18 protein-coding genes and 1 pseudogene are annotated in these 15,787 nt (G+C 61.0%); 5 read left to right on the forward strand and 14 right to left on the reverse strand.

The genetic code is table 11. The features are described from left to right. Nucleotides 1–89: 89 nt before the first annotated feature. The 12 genes and pseudogenes from HU742_RS16045 to HU742_RS16095 form a co-directional block, all read right to left on the reverse strand. Nucleotides 90–1,496: a saccharopine dehydrogenase NADP-binding domain-containing protein gene (locus HU742_RS16045; protein ID WP_186643238.1), complete on the reverse strand. Its 1,407-nt coding sequence runs from the start codon at nucleotides 1,494–1,496 to the stop codon at nucleotides 90–92. 115 nt (nucleotides 1,497–1,611) lie between these two features. Then, complete coding sequence (locus tag HU742_RS16050) at nucleotides 1,612–2,421, reverse strand: DUF3618 domain-containing protein (protein ID WP_186643237.1); 810 nt, start codon at nucleotides 2,419–2,421, stop codon at nucleotides 1,612–1,614. Then, entirely contained in the window at nucleotides 2,418–2,849 is a 432-nt protein-coding gene (locus HU742_RS16055) for a phage holin family protein (RefSeq protein ID WP_186640335.1), read from the reverse strand. The genes HU742_RS16050 and HU742_RS16055 overlap by 4 nt, the downstream gene beginning before the upstream one ends. After that, nucleotides 2,849–3,508 carry a hypothetical protein gene (locus HU742_RS16060; RefSeq protein WP_186640333.1) on the reverse strand — a complete coding sequence of 220 codons (660 nt, stop codon included), beginning with the start codon at nucleotides 3,506–3,508 and terminating at the stop codon, nucleotides 2,849–2,851. The genes HU742_RS16055 and HU742_RS16060 overlap by 1 nt, the downstream gene beginning before the upstream one ends. Nucleotides 3,509–3,747: 239 nt before the next feature. Continuing rightward, nucleotides 3,748–4,248, reverse strand: a complete 501-nt coding sequence (locus tag HU742_RS16065) for a YciE/YciF ferroxidase family protein (protein ID WP_186609664.1) — start codon at nucleotides 4,246–4,248, stop codon at nucleotides 3,748–3,750. A gap of 154 nt (nucleotides 4,249–4,402) precedes the next feature. Further along, complete coding sequence (locus HU742_RS16070) at nucleotides 4,403–5,332, reverse strand: ZIP family metal transporter (RefSeq protein ID WP_186640332.1); 930 nt, start codon at nucleotides 5,330–5,332, stop codon at nucleotides 4,403–4,405. A gap of 106 nt (nucleotides 5,333–5,438) precedes the next feature. After that, nucleotides 5,439–6,320 (reverse strand): manganese catalase family protein, encoded by an 882-nt coding sequence (locus tag HU742_RS16075; protein WP_186640330.1) that lies wholly within the window; start codon nucleotides 6,318–6,320, stop codon nucleotides 5,439–5,441. 266 nt (nucleotides 6,321–6,586) lie between these two features. Further along, nucleotides 6,587–6,814, reverse strand: a complete 228-nt coding sequence (locus HU742_RS26970) for a con-10 family general stress protein (RefSeq protein ID WP_346656878.1) — start codon at nucleotides 6,812–6,814, stop codon at nucleotides 6,587–6,589. Then, nucleotides 6,812–6,964: pseudogene (locus HU742_RS26975) on the reverse strand (con-10 family general stress protein); the annotation flags it as partial. The pseudogene HU742_RS26975 and the gene HU742_RS26970, both read right to left, overlap by 3 nt. Before the next feature lie 453 nt (nucleotides 6,965–7,417). Next, nucleotides 7,418–7,666 carry a metallothionein gene (locus HU742_RS16085; RefSeq protein WP_186640328.1) on the reverse strand — a complete coding sequence of 83 codons (249 nt, stop codon included), beginning with the start codon at nucleotides 7,664–7,666 and terminating at the stop codon, nucleotides 7,418–7,420. Nucleotides 7,667–7,691: 25 nt separating this feature from the next. After that, entirely contained in the window at nucleotides 7,692–7,961 is a 270-nt protein-coding gene (locus HU742_RS16090) for a hypothetical protein (protein ID WP_186643236.1), read from the reverse strand. Between the two features lie 78 nt (nucleotides 7,962–8,039). Next, nucleotides 8,040–8,549, reverse strand: coding sequence for a ferritin-like domain-containing protein (locus tag HU742_RS16095; protein ID WP_186643235.1), 510 nt, complete (start codon nucleotides 8,547–8,549; stop codon nucleotides 8,040–8,042). A gap of 177 nt (nucleotides 8,550–8,726) precedes the next feature. On the opposite strand from HU742_RS16095, the gene HU742_RS16100 reads away from it, so the two are divergent. Continuing rightward, nucleotides 8,727–9,554, forward strand: a complete 828-nt coding sequence (locus HU742_RS16100) for an NAD-dependent protein deacetylase (RefSeq protein WP_186643234.1) — start codon at nucleotides 8,727–8,729, stop codon at nucleotides 9,552–9,554. Between the two features lie 14 nt (nucleotides 9,555–9,568). On the opposite strand, the gene HU742_RS16105 is transcribed toward HU742_RS16100, so the two are convergent. Next, complete coding sequence (locus HU742_RS16105; RefSeq protein WP_186643233.1) at nucleotides 9,569–10,471, reverse strand: LysR family transcriptional regulator; 903 nt, start codon at nucleotides 10,469–10,471, stop codon at nucleotides 9,569–9,571. A 129-nt stretch (nucleotides 10,472–10,600) separates the two neighbouring features. On the opposite strand from HU742_RS16105, the gene HU742_RS16110 reads away from it, so the two are divergent. The 3 genes from HU742_RS16110 to HU742_RS16120 are packed head-to-tail and all read left to right on the forward strand — an operon-like array spanning nucleotide 10,601 to nucleotide 13,193. Then, entirely contained in the window at nucleotides 10,601–11,299 is a 699-nt protein-coding gene (locus tag HU742_RS16110; protein WP_186609672.1) for a CoA transferase subunit A, read from the forward strand. 35 nt (nucleotides 11,300–11,334) lie between these two features. After that, the gene (locus HU742_RS16115) at nucleotides 11,335–12,000 is read left to right on the forward strand and encodes a CoA transferase subunit B (RefSeq protein WP_003180355.1); all 666 of its coding nucleotides are present in this window, start codon (nucleotides 11,335–11,337) and stop codon (nucleotides 11,998–12,000) included. An 11-nt stretch (nucleotides 12,001–12,011) separates the two neighbouring features. Further along, nucleotides 12,012–13,193: an acetyl-CoA C-acetyltransferase gene (locus HU742_RS16120; RefSeq protein ID WP_186640318.1), complete on the forward strand. Its 1,182-nt coding sequence runs from the start codon at nucleotides 12,012–12,014 to the stop codon at nucleotides 13,191–13,193. Nucleotides 13,194–13,405: 212 nt separating this feature from the next. On the opposite strand, the gene HU742_RS16125 is transcribed toward HU742_RS16120, so the two are convergent. Then, the gene (locus HU742_RS16125) at nucleotides 13,406–14,119 is read right to left on the reverse strand and encodes a FadR/GntR family transcriptional regulator (RefSeq protein ID WP_186643232.1); all 714 of its coding nucleotides are present in this window, start codon (nucleotides 14,117–14,119) and stop codon (nucleotides 13,406–13,408) included. Nucleotides 14,120–14,412: 293 nt separating this feature from the next. Between HU742_RS16125 and gudD the strand changes: the two genes are divergently transcribed. After that, the gene (gene gudD, locus HU742_RS16130) at nucleotides 14,413–15,756 is read left to right on the forward strand and encodes a glucarate dehydratase (protein ID WP_186643231.1); all 1,344 of its coding nucleotides are present in this window, start codon (nucleotides 14,413–14,415) and stop codon (nucleotides 15,754–15,756) included. Nucleotides 15,757–15,787: the final 31 nt, after the last annotated feature.

Here is a 15,787-nt window from a genome sequence, read left to right on the forward strand (position 1 = left end):
GGTGTTGAGCCAAGCTGGCCGAGTCGCTTGCATTGGGGGCGCTGCGCCCCCCCAGCGCGCGCCAGCTCCCTCGCCACAGGTCGGCTGTTTCAGAACCGCGTGAAATGCTCGAATTGCCAATCGTCCGCCGCCCCGTCCGTAGAGGTTCTATGGTTCGAACCGCTGGGCGTCCAGTCGGTACGCTGGCCCACCAGCGTGCCGAGGTAAGGCCGTGCGACTTCCAGCACACGCTGGTAATCCATTTGCTCGGGCTCGACGATGCCACGGTCCGGATGCTCTACCGCCCAGACGATGCCCGACAGCACCCCCGCCGCCACTTGCAGGCTGGTGGCATTGTTGAAGGGCACCAGCGCCCGGGCCTCGTCGATGCTCAGCACCGAACCGAACCAGTAGGCATTCAGCTCATGGCCCATCAGCAAGACACCGAGGGCGTCGGCACCGCCGCTGTCGATTTCGCCATTGAGGATGCGTTGCCGGGCTTGCGTTTCCCAGCCGCGACCGACCAGCTCATGAATCGACAGCAGTGCGTCATTGCAAGGGTGATAGGCGTAATGCAGCGTCGGTCGATAGACCAATCTGCGTTGCTCCTTGACGGTCAGCAGGTCAGCCGTCGATGCGGTTTCATGATGAGTAATCATCAGCCCCAGGCAGGGACCGCCCAACGGCGTCCACGTCTTGACCAGCACGCTGGCACTCGGGCGTTCGAGATAAATCGTGTTGCGAGTGCCGAAGCGATGACGCCGGGCAGGCGTCGGCCAACTGCGCTCATGGCTGCCCCATCCCAGTTCCGCCGGCTGGCTGCCCTCGCTGATGAAGCCTTCCACCGACCAGCTGTTGACGAACTCATCGTCCTCCTTGGGACGCTGCGAACGCTGGGTATCGCGTTCGGCAAAATGAATGACCTTGATCCCCATCTCCATGCATAACCGCGCCCAGTCGATGCCTTCGCGGTCTTGGGGCAATGGATGGTCCAACTGCACCGCCAACTCCATCAGTCCAGCTTTGAGCAAATGGGTAATCAAGCCTGGATTGGCGCCGTGGGCAACGACTGCCGTCGGGCCTTTGCCCAACCTCCGGCGCAGGTCCAGTACTTGATAGCGCAACGCATAATTGGTGCGGTGGGAAAGGTCCAGGTGCGGATCGTCATAGCCACCGGCCCAGGGTTCGACGCAGGTGTCCAAGTACAGGGCGCCCTTGTCGAAGGCGTACGCCATGACGGCCAATGAGCTGACCTCCACTGACAAGTTGACGATGAAGTCCCCGGGTTTCACGAAGCGATCCAGCGTCTGTACAAAGGTCTGCTCGGTCAGCGCCTTGCGGACAAAACGAATGCCCCGCTCCTTGAACCAGATCTCCTGCTCAATCACCGGTGCGATGACGGTGATGCGCTCGACCTCGATATGGTCCTGCCTGAGTAGCAAGGGCAACGTGGCTCGGGCAATGGAACCGAAGCCGATGAAGACCAGATGGCCGCTGAACGGGACCTGATGTTTCATGTGCTGCCTCCTTGGGAACGGTGTACTTCAGATGAAATAACCGCACAACAGCCGAGGCTCCTGCCAACCTGACAGGTACGGCGCGGGAACATCCCGCACCGCCTCTTGCGCTCGCCTACGAGGTACCCAACCCGCCGGACAGATCCGCGCCGGAATGCGCGTGTCCAGTGGCTGGCGTGGCGGCTGGCTCGTCACGATGCTCAGTGGTCTTGCTCACCGTATCGCGCACCGTTTCATAGCCTTCGCGCGCCTTTTGCTTGGCCTTGTCAGCCAGGTCGGCGCTGGTCCTGCCCATCACCCGCTGTTCGGTCGACGTGCCAGGCAACGCAGCCCCCAGCATGGCGCCCAAGGCGATACCCGCAGCCGCCAGCATCAGCGGTTGCTCCTTGAGCAGACGACTGAACTGCTCGCCCAGGTCCTGGGTACCCTGGCTCATTCGCGCCCCGGTTTCATGGGCGCTGTGGCGGGCATGACGGGCGCTGGCACCGAGGCCGTCAGTCAGGTGCGAAGCCTTGTCCTTAAGATGATGGAAGCCCTCGCGCAACGAATCGGTGGTGTCATGCAAATGATCCTTGGCGCTGCCCAGGCCACCGGCAAGTCCCTCGCTCCAGCCGCTGCCGTCCTGGTCGGGTCCGACGCGATAGCCGACCCGCGGCGGGTGGTTCTGGCCGAGCATCAACCAGCACAAGCCGACCGTGGTCAACACGGTCGGCACCGGGTTATTGCGCACCGTGGTGCCGAGGTTGCCGAAAAATTCCGCGCCATTGCCCTTCACCAGGCCCAGTGCCTGATCGAGCATTTGCCCCGGGGTGAACTTGCTGCCCAAGGCATCGACGATGTGGCTGATATGGGCGCGCTGCTCATCGATCTCGCGTTCGATGGTTTCCGGGCTCTTTTCGGATTCGGTTTTGAATTCATCCTTCATGAGGCTTTCCTCCGCAGGGCTTCCTGGTCTTTGTTCAAGGCATCGAGCGTTCGGTCAGGCTTGAAGTGGGATGGTTCGAACTGCTTCTTGCCCGACTGGACCATGACGAAGCCGATGATCATCGCCACCACACCGACGATCAGCGCGGCCAGCCACGGCGCCATCATCGTACTCAGGCCATACACCACTGCCATCAGCAGGATGATAAAACCGGCCAGCAGCACCATCGCGCCGCCGGCCACTCCGGCGATGCCCGCCTTCAGCGAGTTGAGACTGGCCTGAAACTCAGCCTTGGCCAGCGCCAATTCCTTAGTGAACAGCGAAGGGACTTCATGGGTCAGTTGCCTGAGCAAGCCCATGACCGACGCATCGTTCTCGGGGGCCGTGGTCCCGGTGGGGCGCTGTAGATCTGGGTCTGGTCGGTTCATCACAATTCTCCTCTGGTATTGGCCGAACCCGGCAGCGAGCCGGTGGCTGAGTCACTGGGATGGTCTTGGACGCTGGGTGAAGTCGGGGTAACGCCGGTGGCCAGGCCACTGCTTGATGTTGTTGCGGCACCCGGACCGATGGGGTCTGGGGTGGACTCGAAGGGTCGCTGGGCGCCGAATCCGCCGGCCGGTGGATTCGAACTCCCGGCGGCGGGGTCCTCGACCTCAGTGGCAACCGGGGAGGTGCCGGCCTTGAGGAACCGCGACAGGCCGAAGCCCACGGCGATGCTGCCGGCGAGGAACAGACCGGGATTGTCCCGTGCCAGGCGAGAGCCGTCGTGCAGCAACTCTTCGGCGCTCTTGTTGCGCAACTTGCCGGCCAGACCGCTCATGCTATCGGCCATGTCCGCCAAGTAATGCGAGAGGCCAAGGGTGTCGTTGGCTTCGAGTTCCGACATGGCCGACTTGGCGCCACGCGCCAAGGCATCGATCTGGTCCGCCGCGGTATCGCGGTATTGGCCGAAGTGAGCATCGGCCTTTTCGCGGGCGCTGCCGATGGCTTCGTTCACGTCCTCCTTGATGTGGTTAAGGGACTCGTCAGGTCGACCCTGACTTGAAGTGCCGCTTTGTCGCTCGGGGTTGTTGTCCGGGATAGTCATGTCTGTCCATCGCCTCCGTGATGAAAAACTCAACAACAGGCACCGCCGTAGCGATGCCCGAATACGTGCCTCTCAGAACAAATGACGGAGTGTGTGGAAGCGTAGTTCCACTGAGTTTTAATCCCGGACGCTGTGCGGTCGGTGGGGCCGTTTGGCTGGGTTTCGCTTATAAAAAAGGCATTGGAGGTGAACACCAATGCCCGATCCAACGCCGAACCCGGGAGCTCGTCAGTGCGAACTCAAGACTCCATCGTCGCCGCCTGATTGCCACCCTGCTCGGCAATTTTCGAAAGTTTCTCGTCGGTGGCTTTTTCTTCTTCGAGGGTCGCCAATAGCAAGCCGACCACTTCGTTGCCCAGGTTCAGATGCTTGGCCATGGCGATCAGCGTGCCGTAGCTGGCGATTTCATAGTGTTCGACTTTTTGCGCCGCGCCAATCAGCCCCGCATCGAGCACCGCGCCCTTCTCGATTTCCTCGATCAGTTCCTTGGACTCTTCCACCAACCCTTCCATGGCGACGCACTTCATGCGCTTGAGCTTGATGCCCGCCACCTCGACGAGGGTGTCGATGCGCTCGATCTGACCTTGGGTTTCTTCCAGGTGATCGTTGAAGGCTTGTGCCAACAGCGGGTTGGTAGTGGCCCGGGCCATGCGCGGCAAGGCGCGAGTGATCTGCTTTTCAGCGCTGTAGACGTCGGACAGTTCGTGAATGAACAGGTCGGTGACTGATGTTCTGGCCATCTCAGTATCCTCCGGTCACAGAAGGCGCCGCGTCTGGCGCCTCTCGATTGAAGAGGTGAAGCGCGCTTCACCTGTCATCAACACTGACCCGGAGGAAATTGCGGATGTTCAACAAAATCCGTGCGCGCCTGGACGGAGGGTTGCGAGCGCGTTTTCAGCCCAGCGCCGTGTCGAGGAACATCATCACCGCGAACCCCATCATCAAGCCAAGGGTCGCTGGCGTCTCGTGACCATTGCGGTGGGTTTCGGGAATGACTTCGTGGGACACCACGAAGATCATCGCCCCCGCCGCCAGCCCCAGGCTGATGGGATAAGCCAACGCCACGCCGGACGACATGCCCAGGCCGATCACCGCGCCCAGCGGCTCCATCAATCCCGAGCCGACCGCGATGAGCGCGGCACGCAGGGTACTGATGCCGGTGACGCGCAACGCCATGGCAATCGCCAGCCCTTCGGGAATGTCCTGGATGGCGATGGCGGTGGTCAGGGGCAGACCCACCTTCAGGTCACCGTTGGCAAAGCTGACGCCGATTGCCATGCCTTCCGGTAGATTGTGCAAGGTGATCGCCAAGACAAACAGCCAGACCCGGTTGATACGCTTGGCTTCGGGCCCTCGCCGCCCACTCAACTCATGTTCATGAGGCACGAAGCGATCGAGGCCGACCATCAGCGCGACGCCCAGCCCGAGCCCGATCACGACGACAAGGGCGGCGAGCAACTGATTGCCGAGAATGGTCTGCGCGGCGTCAATGCCCGGCAAGATCAGCGAGAACGAGCTGGCGGCCAACATCATGCCCGCGGCGAACCCCAGCATGATGTCCTGGGTCCGCGACGAGATATCGCGCAGCACCACCGCCATCAGCGCGCCCAAGGCCGTGGCGGCAAACCCGGACGTACCGCCCAGCGCCGCGTACCCGAGGTTCTGGCGGTCGGCGCCGACCAACGCGTTATAGCCGCTATAGAGCAGCAGCGCGGCGACCAGCGCCAAGCCCAGCCAGAAAGCCAGCCCCAGGAACAAGTTGTTTTGCACAGGATCAAGCCAGGTACGCCAGGGCGATCGGATCCGGGAGGTGGGCTGGTCCATCAAATGTCCTTGTCGATTTAGCCGTGCGGCGCCCAACCGCCGTGCACCAAGGCGCAACGGTCAGGCAATGATTTCAGGCGAGGGGGCACGCCCCCTCGCCGGCGTCCTACAGTTTGTCACTTTGCATTCCCGAGCCCAAGTCGGCACCCGTCGTAGGGTCGCTTTCAGGGTTGGACATCGTCCGCGCCTTCATGTCCATCAGCAACGCCTCGTCTTTTTCGCTCAGCTGCACGCTCGCCAGGCCATCGCCACCGTCGACTGCCGGCGTTGGGTTCTCGACAAACTCCCAATCGTCGCCCTGGTTCCAGGGACCGCGTACCGAAGGTTCACCCTGGGACATATTGAAGTACACATTGGTGAACTCCGGCATGCCAGGCAATTTACCTTGTGGGAAGTTGGGCTGGATAGCGTGCAGGGCTTTTTCGAACGACAACTGGTGGGCGATTTCGCGGGTCATCAAAAAACCCAGGGCCTCTTTCACGCCAGGGTCGTCGGTGACGTTCATCAACCGCTCATAAACGATTTTCGCCCGGGCCTCGGCAGCGATATTGGAACGCATGTCCGCCGTCGGTTCGCCAATCGTATCGATATAGGCGGCGGTCCAAGGCACCCCAGCCGAATTGGTCAGCGGCGAACCGGCGCCATACAGGACACTGGTAATGTGCGAGTCATTGCCGGCACCGTGAATCTCGCGGTACAGCTGGCCTTCCTTCTCGACGCCCTCGGCCATCTTGCCCTTGGCCCCCTTGTTCAGCATCACGATGATCGAGCCGATCACCTCGAGGTGGCTGAGTTCTTCGGTGGCGATGTCCATCAGCAAGTCCTTGCGACCCGGATCGTCCTCGGACAAGGCTTGGGTGAAATAACGCGATGCGGCCGCGAGTTCACCTTGGGCACCACCAAACTGCTCAAGCAACAGATTGGCGAGCCCTGGATTAGGCTCAGCGACACGCACGGTATATTGCAGTCGTTTGTTATGTATGAACATGATTAAACTCCTCGGTCAGGACGCAGGTCATGAGTAACACTGCCGACGGCAGGCTCATGAAAGTCAGAAGAAGTTACACGGATAAAATTTATTTTTTATTCGAGACAAAAGACGAACGGTAGTTGCAGTCTATATAGGATTGTCGGTATTTCGACAGGAACAAATCAACGAAGCCGGGCATATCATGCCCGACTCGATTAACGCTTTATTGTTGCGGCTGGAACAGGTCCCATGCCAATGGCATGAGACCTGAAGACCACGGGATATTACGATTTACGACCGCCACCGTGGCTGTTTTCGCCGCCTTTCTTACCCGCTTCGGAGGCTTTTTCCCGGTCGTTGGCAAAATTGCCGCCCGACGCCTGCCCGCCTTTCTTGCCGGCTTCAGAGGCCCGCTCAGGGTCATTGGCAAAGTTCCCGCCCGAAGCCTGCCCGCCTTTGCGACCGGCTTCTGCGGCACGTTCCGGATCGTTGGCGAAATTGCCACCGGACACATGGCCACCCTTGCGGCCGGCTTCAGCTGCGCGTTCTGGATCGTTGGCGAAGTTGCCACCCGATGCTTGTCCGCCTTTCTTGCCAGCTTCCGACGCTTTTTCACGATCGTTAGCGAAATTGCCAGGGTTGTTATTACCTGTGTTTGCCATTTCATTCACCTCGTTAGTTGCTATTTGCGAACCTCGTTGGCTCGTATTATTCGGAAAACCTGACACGTCCAAGGTTTGAATAAAGTTCTTCAAGTGGCGACGAACGGTCAAGCTCAACCAAACTTTTAGTCTGCAATTAATTTGCCGTCATCGGGACTATTCCTAAGCGCTATCAAACAAGCGGCTATTGATAAATTATCTTTACCGCCGTTCATCAAAAGAACCACCGCGCTGAGATGAACAGTGTCCGATTGCAAAACAGTGCGTGTCTTTCCACGCTGTCCGCCAAGGGCCGAGTGGCGCCGGCACCCCATTGCACCGGTCTCGTCACCCTGGCCTCGCGCCGTTCCAGGAAGCCAAAACTCGCGGGCTGCCGGTGTTGTCTTGCACCACCGCACTGACCGGCTTGCGGTGTCCGGGTACCCTGTCGCCGATACCCGGATATAGCTATGTTCAGGGTGAGATCGGGTCACTGGCCGGGAAGGTTTCCTCCAGCGCTTCATCCAGTTGATTGTTGGTGATGTCCCTTTCGCCGACCTTGCCACTGCGCTCGCAATGGCAATCCGACGCCGGACACGGTTCGCCGTTGGGGTGTTGTTCAGCGCAGGCCTGGCTGCAATAGGCCTCGCCGTCGTGATTGAACACCCGCTCCGGATCTACATCGCAATGGCAGCCGGGGCAACCACAACGTAATTCACTCATGCTCGTCCTCCTGGGGTCCGGGTCGTCAGGATCCCACCAGCAATTGGACCTCGAGGTTCGCCGCCGCCACGCCGTGCTTTGCCACGTACACGTCGTCGGTCCAACCCTTGGTCCGGTTGCGATAAGTCTGGGTGCCAATGGCCGTTCCGCTGTCCCACTCCATGACATCGCCGATATCGACATCATTGGCCGGTCCCAGCTCGAGGACGGTATGGGCGTCCTCCTGTGCCACATAGACACCCACCCTCGCGCTCTGTCGATTGATGGCTCTTACCTCACCGGTGGTCTGCTTCATACCTGTCCTCTTTGCGTTTGACGGCAGGTCTGGCGCGGCCGGAACAGGCCTGGCCGCGCCGCTTGCATTGCACTCAATTCAGCGCTTGGCTTCGGTATGCGGATTGGCCGAACGCTCGAGAAACGCCTGGGTGATTTCCGGCAAGTGATCGCGCAGCCATTCGGCCATGGCGATCTCCTGGGGCAGGATCTGCTCGCAGGCCCGCTGAGTCTCCACATCGCCAGCTACTTTCGCCGCCTCGATCAGTACCGTGTAGGAAGCGATTTCCAGGTTCTCGAATACGTAGCCGCTCATGGCGCCCTTGACCACTTCGTCACTCATCGCCATGCCGCCCATGGCTTGGCCGAACGCCATCAGCTTGCCGGCCATGTCCTTGAGCATCGAAGGGCTGCCGCCCAGGCGCTGGATGCATTGCTCAACCAGCTTCTGCTGCCCGAGGGTCTCTTCGATGTGCTGTTCGATCCGCGCCTTGAGTACCGGGTAATGTTCCAGGCGCTCGGCCTGGGCCTTGAGCATTTTCTCCGCTTGCTGTTCCATGGCGTGAGCGTCGTTGAGCCAATCCAGCAGGTTGTCTTTAGGGGTTGCCATTGCGTTCTCCTTATTCAGTATCCATAGCGCACCGTTGTGCGAAAAAATCGAAATACCGCACATAAGGTGGATGTTCCGCGCGCCGGGAAAGTTTGAAGAAAGACCCAGGGAGGGCGACGAAAGGCGCACAGCGAGCCCGATGCTAACCTCAAGATTCAAGCCCTGCGGAGAATGCAAATGCCCGACGATCTTCACCGTGACCCTATCGAACAGCTTCAGGCATACATGGCCGGACGCCGCTTCCTGGTGTTGACCGGCGCGGGCATCAGCACCCCCTCCGGCATTCCCGATTACCGCGACAGCGACGGCGTGCGACGGGGCCGTCAGCCGATGATGTATCAGGAGTTCCTCGCCAGGCCCGAGGCACGGCGGCGCTATTGGGCGCGGGCGATGCTGGGCTGGCCGCGCATGCGTCAAGCCCGGCCGAACCAGGCCCACGAAGCTTTGGCGGCGTTGCAGGGAAAAGAACGCATCAGTGGCCTGATTACCCAAAATGTCGACGCCCTGCACGACCAGGCCGGCAGCCAGCAGGTCATCGAGCTGCACGGCAACCTGCACCGGGTGCTGTGCCTGGATTGCAGCCAGCGGAGCGAGCGGCAGCGGATACAATTATTGATGGAGGCACAAAACCCTTACCTGGCCGGCGTCGATGCGGTGCAGGCACCCGACGGCGACACCTTGTTGGATCCGGCATTCGAAGCGCGCTTCCAGATTCCCCGCTGCCCTCATTGCGACGGCGAGCGTTTGAAACCCGATGTGGTTTTCTTTGGCGAAAACGTCGCCGCCGCCACGGCGACCCGCGCCACCGAAGCTGTCGAACAAGCGGATGGATTGTTGGTGGTGGGTTCTTCGTTGATGGCGTATTCGGCGTTTCGCCTGTGCCGGGCAATCAAGGAACAAGGCAAGCCGCTGCTGGCGATCAATCGGGGCAAGACCCGCGCCGATGACCTGCTGGACCTCAAGGTCGAGGCGCCCTGTGAGCAACTGTTGCCCTTGCTGATCTGACGACGGCTGGCGATCTATCGCGCCGACAGCCGAGCAGCCAAGTCCTGATCCTTGAACGTATCGAACAACGCCTGGGCGGCCGCCGACAGCTCATACCCCGGCTTGGTCAGCACGCCGATGGCCCGCTCTATCACCGGATCGCTAAGCGTGATGCAGCGCGCGCCCAGTTCCTGCATCTGGCCGACGCACAAGGCCGGCACGGCGCTTACGCCCAAGCCGCTGGCAACCATCCGCCCAACGGTCGCCAACTGATGGCTCTCGAACTCCACCGGCAGTTTCATCCCCCGGGCCTGAAGGTGCTCTTCGAGCATGACCCGCACGGTGGACGGTCGTTGCAGGGTAATGAACGGATGCTCCAGCAACGCTTGCCAATCGATCTCGGCGCGCTGGGCCAAGGGCGAATCCAACGGCACCACCGCAACGAAACGATCGAGGTACAACGGCGTGAATACCAGCGACGAACTCTGCAGCGGCTCGAATGCCACGCCCAGTTCCACGTGACGATCACGAACCATTTCCAGCACCTGCTCGTTGATCACGTCGTTGACCGTGACATTGACATTCGGGAACCGGGCGCGGAAGGTCTTCAGGATCGGCGGCAGCAGGTTGCCGGCAAAGGACGGCATCGCCGCCAATGTCACGCGACCGCGCTGCAAGGTGAAGCGCTGGCGCATCTCGTCTTCGGCGTTGTCCCAGTCGGCGATCAATCGACGGGCCAAGGGCAGCAGCGATTCGCCTTCCGGCGTCAACGCGACATTACGGGTATTGCGACTGAACAAACGACCACCAAGCCCCTCTTCCAGCGCCTTGATGGTCAAGCTCAAGGCCGATTGGGAAAGATGCAGCCGCTCGCACGCCACGGCGAAGCTCAGGCTCTGGGCCACGGCGAGGAATGCGCGGATTTGCTTGAGGGTCATGGCGTCAGGCTCGGAGGATGATTGGTGAGTTTTATCAATCAATCCCACTTAAAAATCAACTTAACAAATATATGACTTGGCGCAACACTGCATTCATTGCGACCCCATTCAAGAATAAAAGAGGTGTCTATGGCAGGTTTCGACAAACGCGTGAGCTCTTATGAGGAAGCGCTGGAAGGCTTGACGGACGGCATGACCGTCATTGCCGGCGGCTTCGGCCTGTGCGGTATCCCGGAAAACCTGATCGCCGAGATCAAGCGCAAAGGCACCCGGGACCTCACCGTGGTATCCAACAACTGCGGCGTCGACGGTTTCGGCCTCGGCGTGCTGCTCGTAGACCGGCAGATCCGCAAGGTCGTGGCTTCCTATGTGGGCGAAAACGCCTTGTTCGAGCAGCAACTGCTCAGCGGCGAAATCGAAGTCGTGCTCACTCCCCAAGGCACCCTCGCCGAAAAAATGCGCGCCGGTGGCGCAGGCATCCCGGCGTTTTTCACCGCCACCGGCGTCGGCACGCCCGTGGCCGAAGGCAAGGAAGTGCGTGAATTCCATGGCCGCCAGTACCTGATGGAGGAATCCATCACCGGCGATTTCGCCATCGTCAAAGGCTGGAAAGCCGACCATTTCGGCAACGTGATCTATCGTCACACCGCCCAGAACTTCAATCCGCTGGCCGCCACGGCGGGCAAGATCACCGTGGTGGAAGTCGAGGAAATCGTCGAACCCGGTGAGCTGGACCCGGCGCAGATCCACACCCCTGGCATCTACGTCGACCGGGTCATTTGCGGCACGTTCGAAAAGCGCATCGAACAGCGCACCGTGCGCAAGTGATCCCCCGTCCCCGGCCCGAATGAAGGAATAACACCATGGCACTTTCCCGCGAACAAATGGCTCAACGCGTCGCCCGCGAAATGCAGGACGGCTACTACGTGAACCTCGGCATCGGCATTCCGACCCTGGTCGCCAACTACATCCCCGAAGGCATGGAAGTCATGCTGCAATCGGAAAACGGCTTGCTCGGCATGGGCGCGTTTCCCACCGAAGCTGAAGTCGATGCCGACATGATCAACGCCGGCAAGCAGACCGTCACCGCGCGCATCGGCGCGTCGATCTTCTCTTCCGCCGAGTCCTTCGCGATGATCCGTGGCGGCCACATCGACCTGACCGTGCTCGGCGCTTTCGAGGTGGACGTCGAAGGCAATATTGCCTCGTGGATGATCCCCGGCAAACTCGTCAAGGGCATGGGCGGCGCGATGGACCTGGTCGCCGGTGCCGAGAACATCATTGTCACCATGACCCACGCGTCCAAGGACGGCGAGTCGAAACTGCTGCCCCGCTGCAGCCTGCCGCTGACCGGCGCCGGTTGCATCAAGCGCGTGCTGACCGACCTCGCCTACCTGGAAATCCAGGACGGCGCCTTCATCCTGAAAGAACGTGCTCCAGGCGTCAGCGTCGAGGAAATCGTCGCCAAGACCGCCGGCAAATTGATCGTGCCGGACCACGTGCCGGAAATGCAGTTCGCTGCCCAGTGAGGAGAGATTCGATGCAAGAAGTCGTGATTGTCGCCGCAACCCGCACCGCCATCGGCAGCTTCCAGGGTTCGCTGGCTTCCATTCCCGCGCCGGAACTCGGCGCGGCGGTGATTCGCCGCCTGCTGGAACAGACCGGCTTGTCCGGCGAACAGGTCGATGAAGTGATTCTTGGCCAAGTCCTGACCGCAGGTTCCGGGCAAAACCCGGCACGCCAGGCATCGATCCTCGCCGGCCTGCCTCACGCGGTGCCGGCCCTGACCCTGAACAAGGTCTGCGGCTCGGGCCTCAAGGCGTTGCATCTCGGCGCCCAGGCGATTCGCTGCGGCGATGCCGAGGTCATTATTGCCGGCGGCATGGAAAACATGAGCCTGGCTCCCTACGTCCTGCCAGCCGCTCGCACCGGCCTGCGCATGGGCCATGCGAAGATGATCGACAGCATGATCACCGACGGCCTGTGGGACGCGTTCAACGATTACCACATGGGCATCACCGCCGAGAACCTGGTGGACAAGTACGGCATCAGCCGCGAGGACCAGGACGCTTTCGCCGCCGGCTCCCAGCAGAGAGCCATCGCCGCCATCGAAGGTGGCCGCTTTGCCGATGAGATCACGCCGATCCTCATCCCTCAGCGCAAAGGCGACCCGGTGGCGTTCGCCACTGACGAACAACCGCGCGCCGGCACCACTGCCGAATCCCTGGGCAAGCTCAAGCCGGCCTTCAAGAAGGACGGCAGCGTGACTGCTGGCAATGCCTCCTCGCTGAACGACGGTGCCGCCGCCGTGATCCTGATGAGCGCGGAAAAAGCCAAGGCATTGGGCTTGCCGGTGCTGGCGAAAATCAGCGCCTATGCCAACGCTGGCGTCGACCCGGCCATCATGGGCATCGGCCCGGTCTCGGCCACCCGCCGCTGCCTCGACAAGGCCGGCTGGACGCTGGACCAACTGGACCTGATCGAAGCCAACGAAGCCTTCGCCGCCCAGTCGCTGGCCGTGGCCAAGGAACTGGAGTGGGACATGGCCAAGGTCAACGTCAACGGCGGCGCAATCGCCCTGGGCCACCCGATTGGCGCTTCGGGCTGCAGGGTGCTGGTGACGCTATTGCATGAAATGATCAAGCGCGACGCCAAGAAAGGCCTGGCGACCCTGTGCATCGGCGGCGGCCAAGGCGTGGCTCTCGCCCTGGAACGGGCGTAACCGCAACGAGCAAAACGATGCGCGCGCAGACCCACGATATCTGCGCAAACATCGGCAACACCACCGGCGCGGCCCCTTGGGTGCGCTCGTTCCCAGGCTCTGCGTGGGAATGTCGCCAGGGACGCTCCGCGTTCCGCTTCTGTAAGGTGACGCAGAGCGTCACTGGATGCATTCCCACGCAGAGCGTGGGAACGATCAAACAAGGATGATGTTCAGGAGCCCGCGCCAAATCGGTCGCGGCTGTTGGTCAGGTGCAGCCACATGGCCGCACGGGCTGCGTCCGGGTCCTGGCGTCTGATCGCGTTGAAAATCGCTTCGTGCTCAAAGTTCGCCAACTGCGCCAGCTTGCCCAGGTCCGCCTGGCCGCGTTCGGCCACATTGACCCGCGTGCGCGGAATCATCGAACTGCCCAAGTGCTGCATGATCTCGACAAAGCAGCTGTTTTGCGTGGCTTCGGCAATCAGTAGATGGAAACGCCGGTCGGCTTCGGCACAGCTATCGTTGCTGCTGAGCAAGCGCTGATAGTCATCCAGCGCCTGGCGCATCTGCTGCAGTTGCTGCTCGCTGCGACGCTGGGCGGCTAACGCGGCGGCCTGGGTTTCCAAGCCCAGGCGCAATTCCAGAATGCCCCGCACGCCGGCGGCGGTATCGACGTTGAGGCGCAGCCCCTGCTCCCCGGTCTGCTCCAGCACAAAGGTGCCGATGCCGTGCCGGGTTTCCACCAACCCCGACGCCTGCAACTTGGAAATCGCCTCGCGCACCACGGTGCGACTCACCCCGTGCTCCCGCACGATGGCGCCTTCGGACGGCAGCTTCTCACCAGGCTTCAACTGCCCAAGCAAGATGCTCTGGCTCAACTTTGTCACCAAGTCATGGGCCAGGTTATGGGTGCGCTTGCGCAAGGGCGCTTCGGTGGTTTGCTGCATGGTTGCTGTTCCTTGAAACGAGCAGTCTGGTGGCGGGACGGCCGCCGCATGATGCACTTGTATGACAAGCTGGATAATGTCAGCGATTGAAAGGATCCGCCAGAGCCTAAAAAATAAACACTCGCTCAAGCTTAAAAATTTAAATCTTATAAATTAATAAGTTACCACCAAACTAAAAATTAATCGTTGTTGATCACCAGAGCACGCTTGTCACCTAAAAAAATCGAGTTGTATGATGTCTATCAACATCGCAACCATACGATGCCCGTATAAAAACAAAGAGTGGGATAACAATGCATACCCAAGACACCAGCAAAGCCCCGATCATCACCAGCATGCAGGTCGTGCCGGTGGCCGGCCACGACGGCATGCTGCTGAACCTCAGCGGCGCCCATGGTCCGTTCTTCACCCGCAACATCGTCATTCTCCAGGACAACGCCGGGCGCACCGGCGTGGGCGAAGTGCCCGGTGGCGAGCGCATTCGCCAGACCCTCGAAGACGCCCGTTCATTGGTGGTCGGCAGCCCCATCGGCACCTACCAGAAAATCCTCAACAGCGTGCGCCAGGCTTTCGCCGACCGCGATGCCGGTGGCCGTGGCTTGCAGACGTTCGACCTGCGCATCACCATCCACGCGGTCACCGGCCTGGAAGCCGCATTGTTGGACCTGCTCGGCCAGCACCTGGACGTACCGGTCGCCGCCCTGCTCGGCGAAGGCCAGCAGCGCGACGAAGTGAAAATGCTCGGCTATCTGTTTTATGTCGGTGATCGCCAGCAGACCGACCTGGCCTACCGCAGCGAGCCGCAGGCCGATAACGACTGGTTCCGCCTGCGTCACGAAAAGGCCCTGGACGCCGATGCGGTGGTGCGCCTGGCCGAAGCGGCCCAAGCGCATTACGGTTTCCAGGACTTCAAGCTCAAGGGCGGCGTGCTCAGCGGCGATGAAGAAATCGAAGCGGTCACGGGCCTGGCTGAGCGTTTTCCCGAAGCGCGTATAACCCTGGACCCGAACGGCGCCTGGTCATTGAAGGAAGCCATCCGCCTGTGCCGTGACCAGCATAAAGTGCTGGCGTACGCCGAAGACCCGTGCGGTGCCGAGAACGGTTACTCGGGCCGCGAAGTCATGGCTGAGTTCCGTCGCGCCACGGGCCTGAAGACCGCCACCAACATGATCGCCACCGATTGGCGTGAAATGGGCCACGCGATTACCTTGCAGTCAGTGGACATCCCCCTGGCCGACCCGCATTTCTGGACGATGCAGGGGTCCGTCCGGGTGGCACAGATGTGCAATGAATGGGGCCTGACCTGGGGCTCGCACTCCAACAACCACTTCGATATTTCCTTGGCAATGTTCACCCACGTGGCCGCTGCGGCACCGGGCGATATCACTGCCATCGACACCCACTGGATCTGGCAGGACGGCCAACGGCTGACCAAGGCGCCCCTGCAGATCAAGGGCGGTTGCGTGCAGGTGCCGAAGAAACCGGGGCTGGGGGTTGAGCTGGATATGGACCAGTTGGCGAAGGCCCATGAGCTCTACAAGGGCATGGGACTCGGGGCGCGGGATGATTCGGTGGCGATGCAGTATCTGATTCCGGGCTGGAGTTTCAACAACAAGCAGCCGTGCCTGGTGCGCTGAGCCTGAGATGAATGATCGTTCCACACGCTCC

Source organism: Pseudomonas marvdashtae (assembly GCF_014268655.2).
Classification (GTDB): Bacteria; Pseudomonadota; Gammaproteobacteria; order Pseudomonadales; family Pseudomonadaceae; genus Aquipseudomonas; species Aquipseudomonas marvdashtae.

Coding starts and splice junctions, on each gene's coding strand:
- HU742_RS16100 (WP_186643234.1), top strand. CDS start 8,727: ATGCCCGACGATCTTCACCGTGACCCTATCGAACAGCTTCAGGCATAC.
- HU742_RS16085 (WP_186640328.1), bottom strand. CDS start 7,666: ATGAGTGAATTACGTTGTGGTTGCCCCGGCTGCCATTGCGATGTAGAT.
- HU742_RS16065 (WP_186609664.1), bottom strand. CDS start 4,248: ATGGCCAGAACATCAGTCACCGACCTGTTCATTCACGAACTGTCCGAC.
- HU742_RS16120 (WP_186640318.1), top strand. CDS start 12,012: ATGCAAGAAGTCGTGATTGTCGCCGCAACCCGCACCGCCATCGGCAGC.
- gudD (WP_186643231.1), top strand. CDS start 14,413: ATGCATACCCAAGACACCAGCAAAGCCCCGATCATCACCAGCATGCAG.
- HU742_RS16115 (WP_003180355.1), top strand. CDS start 11,335: ATGGCACTTTCCCGCGAACAAATGGCTCAACGCGTCGCCCGCGAAATG.
- HU742_RS16090 (WP_186643236.1), bottom strand. CDS start 7,961: ATGAAGCAGACCACCGGTGAGGTAAGAGCCATCAATCGACAGAGCGCG.
- HU742_RS16070 (WP_186640332.1), bottom strand. CDS start 5,332: ATGGACCAGCCCACCTCCCGGATCCGATCGCCCTGGCGTACCTGGCTT.
- HU742_RS16125 (WP_186643232.1), bottom strand. CDS start 14,119: ATGCAGCAAACCACCGAAGCGCCCTTGCGCAAGCGCACCCATAACCTG.
- HU742_RS16110 (WP_186609672.1), top strand. CDS start 10,601: ATGGCAGGTTTCGACAAACGCGTGAGCTCTTATGAGGAAGCGCTGGAA.
- HU742_RS16075 (WP_186640330.1), bottom strand. CDS start 6,320: ATGTTCATACATAACAAACGACTGCAATATACCGTGCGTGTCGCTGAG.
- HU742_RS16050 (WP_186643237.1), bottom strand. CDS start 2,421: ATGAAGGATGAATTCAAAACCGAATCCGAAAAGAGCCCGGAAACCATC.
- HU742_RS16105 (WP_186643233.1), bottom strand. CDS start 10,471: ATGACCCTCAAGCAAATCCGCGCATTCCTCGCCGTGGCCCAGAGCCTG.
- HU742_RS16095 (WP_186643235.1), bottom strand. CDS start 8,549: ATGGCAACCCCTAAAGACAACCTGCTGGATTGGCTCAACGACGCTCAC.
- HU742_RS16055 (WP_186640335.1), bottom strand. CDS start 2,849: ATGAACCGACCAGACCCAGATCTACAGCGCCCCACCGGGACCACGGCC.
- HU742_RS16045 (WP_186643238.1), bottom strand. CDS start 1,496: ATGAAACATCAGGTCCCGTTCAGCGGCCATCTGGTCTTCATCGGCTTC.
- HU742_RS16060 (WP_186640333.1), bottom strand. CDS start 3,508: ATGACTATCCCGGACAACAACCCCGAGCGACAAAGCGGCACTTCAAGT.